This is a genomic window from Pelotomaculum sp. PtaB.Bin117 (assembly GCF_002067195.1).
Taxonomy (GTDB): domain Bacteria; phylum Bacillota; class Desulfotomaculia; order Desulfotomaculales; family Pelotomaculaceae; genus Pelotomaculum_D; species Pelotomaculum_D terephthalicicum.
In genome coordinates this window covers 1-5,737 of sequence record NZ_MVQM01000106.1, presented here as the reverse complement: position 1 = coordinate 5,737, position 5,737 = coordinate 1, and the positions used below count along the sequence as shown (strand labels likewise).

The 5,737-nt window shown below is 44.8% G+C and carries 4 protein-coding genes and 1 tRNA gene; 2 read left to right on the top strand and 3 right to left on the bottom strand.

Features of this window, described 5'->3' with window-relative positions; genetic code table 11:
- Positions 1–77, bottom strand: a tRNA-Arg gene (locus A4E54_RS07140).
- Positions 78–222: 145 nt separating this feature from the next.
- Between A4E54_RS07140 and A4E54_RS07135 the strand changes: the two genes are divergently transcribed.
- Together A4E54_RS07135 and A4E54_RS07130 are read left to right on the top strand one after the other, a co-directional pair.
- Positions 223–1,101, top strand: coding sequence for a glycosyltransferase (locus A4E54_RS07135; RefSeq protein ID WP_240084357.1), 879 nt, complete (start codon positions 223–225; stop codon positions 1,099–1,101).
- A 103-nt stretch (positions 1,102–1,204) separates the two neighbouring features.
- Complete coding sequence (locus tag A4E54_RS07130) at positions 1,205–2,899, top strand: copper amine oxidase N-terminal domain-containing protein (protein WP_286725290.1); 1,695 nt, start codon at positions 1,205–1,207, stop codon at positions 2,897–2,899.
- A 254-nt stretch (positions 2,900–3,153) separates the two neighbouring features.
- Here the strand turns inward: A4E54_RS07130 and abc-f are convergent, their stop codons facing one another.
- Both abc-f and A4E54_RS07120 read right to left on the bottom strand, forming a co-directional pair.
- A complete protein-coding gene (gene abc-f, locus A4E54_RS07125; RefSeq protein WP_240084359.1) occupies positions 3,154–4,641 on the bottom strand; it encodes a ribosomal protection-like ABC-F family protein in 1,488 nt (495 codons plus the stop codon).
- Between the two features lie 308 nt (positions 4,642–4,949).
- Positions 4,950–5,737 (bottom strand): prenyltransferase (locus A4E54_RS07120; protein WP_286725288.1); only part of this gene is annotated, 788 nt, incomplete at its 5' end.

The following is a 5,737-nucleotide window of genomic DNA, read 5'->3' as shown; positions in this document are numbered from 1 at the left end:
TGGCGCGCCCGAAGAGATTCGAACTCCCGACCTTCTGATCCGTAGTCAGACGCTCTATCCAGCTGAGCTACAGGCGCAAATTATTCTCTTTTCCACGTTGCAATATATTTTAACAAAATCATTATGGTTAGTCAAGCTATTGCTTTGTCGTGTTTTTTGCTTAGTCGCTTTTTCCCACTCCGCTTAATAAGTTATAATAAAAAACTTCGGGCGGGTGTTCTTATGGAAGCATCAATAATTATCCCCTGTAAAAATGAAGGCGCAAATGTCAAAATGACTATAGACTCAATAATTGCAGCCGCGCCAGGCAATAAAGACGAAATCATCGTCGTGGACGACGGTTCCACAGACGGCTGCTGCGCATTTCTGCAAGAGAGTTCCCTCTATCGGAAAGTTAATTACCTCCCCGCTCCGGGGTTAGGGGCCGCACGGGCGCGAAACCTCGGCGCTTCGGCAGCTCACGGCAAATACCTGATCTTTTGCGACGCGCATATAACCGTACCGGCAAACTGGCCGCGCGTCCTCCTGGATACTTTTTCCCGGCACCTTGAAGTTGACGCTGTTTCGCCGGCCATAGGCTCTTTGAAAAACCCGGCGGCGGCAGGCTACGGGCAGACCTGGAACAAGCGTCTGGAAACCGTCTGGCTGCCGCCGCCCGCTAATCGGGAACTGACAAGCGTACCTCTGTTGCCGGGGGGATGCCTCGCTATCCGGGCCGAAGCGTTTCACCAAGTAGGGGGATTCGACAGCGGCTTTATTGTTTGGGGATATGAAGACGTTGAAATCTCACTTAAACTGTGGCTCTTCGGATACCGGTTATATGTGAACCCATCAGTTAAAATACTGCATTTGTTTCGCAATAAACATCCCTACCCCGTAACATTTGATCATGTGCATTACAATCTGCTGCGCATGGCTTACTCTCATTTCAATTATGACCGCATTAAGAAAATCCTTGACTTGGTCAGCTCCCCCACCCGGCTAAAAAAAATTGTCAGCAGAGTGCTGCGCGGCGGCGCCTTGGAACAGCGGCTTGCTTTTTTCACCCGGCGGAGATTCGACGACGACTGGTTCATGCGCCGTTTCAGGATAGATTTTTAAAGAATTTCTGTTCATAAGCCAAAATAATTTATGTACAATATTTGCCCAATCTATGGTAAAGTGTAGATAGGAATTTATTAACATGGGGGGACAGACAAACTCTATGAAAAATAAAAGGATTTTATCGCTGTTGCTATGTTTTGCCTTATTTCTCGGCGTTATTTACCCCGTACAGGCGGCATCTACCTCAACGGCAAAACAGTTGCTGCTCAGCGGTCTGCAAAGCTATAGTTTCAGCCCGCCGGACGGGCTTCTGGAAAAAGCTTCAGGCACCGCCGCCCTGGTTTTAAAAACATTCGGCGGCTCACTCGTCTCGGATGATGAAGCGCTAAAGAAATTGAACGGCTCTGAGCTGAAGTTTGACTACAAGCTCAACTCCCCCGAAAAAAAAGCGGCGCTGGACTATAATTTGTCTTACAATCATAACAACTATTCCGGCAGCCTGTTCATTGATGACAACAAGCTGATCCTGTCAACGGAAATTCTGTCCTTGCTCAAAGATATCGACCCGGCTCTTGAAACCGACAGACTGAAAAACATTCCCCAATACGTCTATTATACCGGAAACGAAATCGGTGAGCTATGGAACTCATATACATACCGCGAGGGACAATACCTGCCGCCGGGCTCCAAGGATTTGCTGGTTTTCATGGTTGAAGCTATTCCGGACAAGTATTTTTCTGTCTCGTTAGTCAACCAGAAAGCCACCTTTAGTATAGACCAGCAGGGGCTGTGCGATGTAGTATACTCGTTTATGCAAAAAAGCGTGGATGAAAAGGAAAGATTGGCGTCCATAATAGCCGAAATAGGTTCCTCTATGGAACCCGAAGCAGACAAGGAAATAATTAAAAGTGAAATAATAGCCGGAATTGACGCTGGCGTCAGTAATGGCGACTACCCGGCAAGCCCCGAGAAAATACAGCAGGAACTGGCAAATATTTTTGATTTAGAAGAACTAACATACGAAGTTTCCCTGTTGCCGGCGGGGCAGCGCAAGCTGGCTGCGGCAATGAATTTCGGCGGCAATTCGGAATCGACCGGCAGGCTAACGGTAAACACCGATTTTACCGGCGGCAATGAGAACTTGAAAGGAACATACAGTGTAAATTTGTCTGTCCGGGACGAATGGAAAAAAATAGATATTGCCGGGCAAATCGAAGGGCAGATGCGGCAAACCGGCAATGATGCCAAGTCCGATGATTCTATCAAGGTAAATGTAAAAGACGTGAGCGAGAACACTACTCTTATTGATTTGCATTTAGAATGCAGTTCCAGGGACAAAGTAGATAAGAATGTCCGGGTAAATATCCCCTTGCTAACCAAGTCAAACAGCTCGGATATTGATTCTTTGCTGAATGACGCCTCATGTTCACCCAATTATTCAGCGAGAATCCATGTGCTGGTAGACGGCAGGCCGATTCCTTTTGACGTCCCTCCGTACGACAAAAACGGCGTCACCATGGCGCCGGTGAGAAACCTGGCGAAAGCACTGGGGGGCGAGGTAACATGGACCGAGCCGGATCAGGTGACTATTTGCCGCGCAGACACCTCTATCACCATGTATGTCGGCCGGCAGACATACACTGTCAACGGCGTTGAAAAACAATGCGGGACACCCCCGTTCACCAGGGATGAGACGATAACAATGGTCCCTTTAAGGACTATTGCTGAAGAATTAGGCTGCCAGGTGAAATACGACAGCGCCTCAAAAACTATTTTCATCAGCCGGGCTAAAGACTTAATAGAACAAGGTCCGGGACCCGCCCTATCACAGGGTCCGGCTTCTACAGACTTATAAAATAATGGCTACATTTTATAGGATGCGATTACTTCTATAGCCATTTGGCCTATCTTAAAGGGAAAAATCAGGGGTGTGCACGAAGCAAAATAAAACACTATCCCTTCACACGGAATAACTCATATAAGGCAGGCCGCTTTCCCTTATCGCTCATTATTCAGTTTTTATATAAGCGCTAATCTCAATTTGAGGCCACAATCCCTTTATTGTGGCCTCAAAGGAATTGGATTGTTATCTTGTCATTCAATATGAAGCTACAACTGAACTATTTCTGTAGCTATATTACTACAAAATACGCTGTCATGTTCCACAAATAAAATTGTGGGTTTGAACTCGAGCAATAATTCCTCTATCTGCATACGGGATATTGCATCAATGAAATTAAGCGGTTCATCCCAGATAAGCAGATGTGCCTTTTCGCAAAGGCTTTTGGCAATCAGCACCTTTTTCTTTTGCCCACCGCTGAAATCCCTCATATCCTTTTCAAACTGTACTCTCGAAAAATCAAGCTTGCGGAGTATTGCTTTGAAAAGGCTCTCGTCTATACCGTTCTGCAAGGCGTAATCGGATAAATTTCCGTTAAGATATGACGTGTCTTGCGATACATAAGATATAAGCAGACGGCTTCCTTTTTGAAAGCTTCCTGTATAGGTTATGTTCTCTTCGCAAATCAGCTTGATGATACTCGACTTGCCCGAGCCGTTTTTGCCGCAGAGAGCAATTCGGTCACCTTGTTCAACAGTAAAGCTGACATTTCGGCAAGCGGCTTTCTCTCCGTAAAAAATTGAAACATCATCAAATGCCACAAGACGATTTGCGTGATAGTAAAGCTGTGCTATTTTAAGATTTTCCGAGTTTTCAAGGTTTTTAAGCAAATTGGATTTTTTTGCTATAGCTTTTTGCTGCCTTGCTTCAATCACCTTTGCTCTTTTCATTAGCTTTCTTGATTTTACTCCCTCATAGGAACGCCGGCCAATGCTTTTTTCGGTTTTGGCAGGATCAAATCCGATTTTTCTGCTTTCCGCTATGTTAGACCAAGCGGCTTTTTCTCTTGCGGTTTTTTCGAGACGTTTAATTTCTTTTTTCAACTTTTCATTTTCCGCAAGCTCAAAGCTGTCCTGACGTTCTTTGTTAACAAGCCAAGACGAAAAATTACCTCGCTGAATTTCGATATTGGTCTTGTTAATCGAAAGAATATGGTCAATACAACCATCGAGAAAGGCTCTATCATGGGATACCAAAATAAAGCCCTTTTTGCTGTTCAGATAATTGCTGACGATTTCTCTACCATGCATATCAAGATGATTGGTAGGCTCGTCAATAAGCAAAAAGCTGTTTTCCCTTAAAAAAAGCGTTGCAAGCAAAACCTTTGTCCGCTCTCCGTTTGAAAGCGTGCCAAACGGGCGATACAGCACATCCTCGTCAATCTCAAGGAGAGATAACTCGCGCATAAGTTCCCAATGCAGATGCTCAAGGCTAATGTTTTCTACAATCTCAATGGTATTTATAGTCTTGTCTGCAACCTCGAAAGGGAAATACTCAAAACTTACCGAAGCGGAAATGCTGCCGCTATATTTGTATTTACCGAGCAGCAAATTTAAAAAAGTAGTTTTTCCCCTGCCGTTTCTTCCTGTAAAACCGAGTTTCCAGCTGGCATCTATTTGAAAGCTGACATTTTCAAAAATGTTATCGTAACTGCCTTCATAGGCAAAGGTTAGGTTTGAAATGTTGATTAGCGACATAGCTTTGTCCTCCTGTGAAATTATGAAAGCTGCAAGAAAGTTAATTCTTGCAGCTCACAAACACATCAATGCCCAAGCCAAAACGGCAGGACAAAGCTATATTCGCTGAGTTAAAGGAATTAGTAACTTTCTTGCACAGGCATAACAAAACACGCGGTAACCGCCGCTTCCATGAATTTCATTATGCCTTAATATATTAGCAAGAAATGTTACGCATCCTTTCAACTCCAATCTTCCAAATTTATTCAATAATATCATACGATAAAACAATTTTCAAGTAAGAGAAGCATCCCCGTCTTTTCATAATTTCAACCAAGGTTTTTTAATATATCATGGTAACGCATAGTCCCCAAGTCGCTTGGTTCTCCCTTTTTGCAGAAGGCAAGCCCGGCTAATTTCCGATTAAGCCGCTCCACTACAATCTTGCCGTCAACCAATTTGGATTCCAAAATCCCAAGCGCATCCAGAAATCGCTTATCCCTCTTTGCGCTATCGTAGAAAGAGAGAACGTAGACATAAACAAAAAGGTTGTAATTGGCAAAAGGATACTCAACCTGCATGAACAGAGTACCAATTCCATAATGACAAGGGCCAAGAGGCTTGCGGATCGTCCAATGCTCAAGCAGGAATTCTACGGCTCGATCAAGGGCTTGTTCTTTATTGAGCAAACTTGTAAATCGAAAAGCATTCAGAGCTGTCAACGTCGGGCCGGGATTTGAAAACTCTGTTTCCGGGCCTCTCCCGAAACTAAACTTCTTACAACGCCAGCCGCCGTCACTGTGCTGTATCTCCAAAAGGTGGTCAAAGGTACTCTGAAGCCTGCTGTCGGAAGCATATCCTAAATGGCAAAGAACATTGGCGGCGTTAATGGTATGGCAGGGATATATTGCGCCTTGCGGGGACAACTTAAACCGCCCGTCTTTCCGCCATGAACTTAAAAACAGGTCGGCAATCCCCCTTAATAAAGGATCGGAAGGCTCCATACCCAATTCCAGCAACAGAAACGCACAATTAAGGGTAGAAAATGGGCTTCCCTTACATAGGCGTTTGTCGGGAGTAGTCCAATAGTCAGCGCCGTTGTCATAACGTTTTGCCA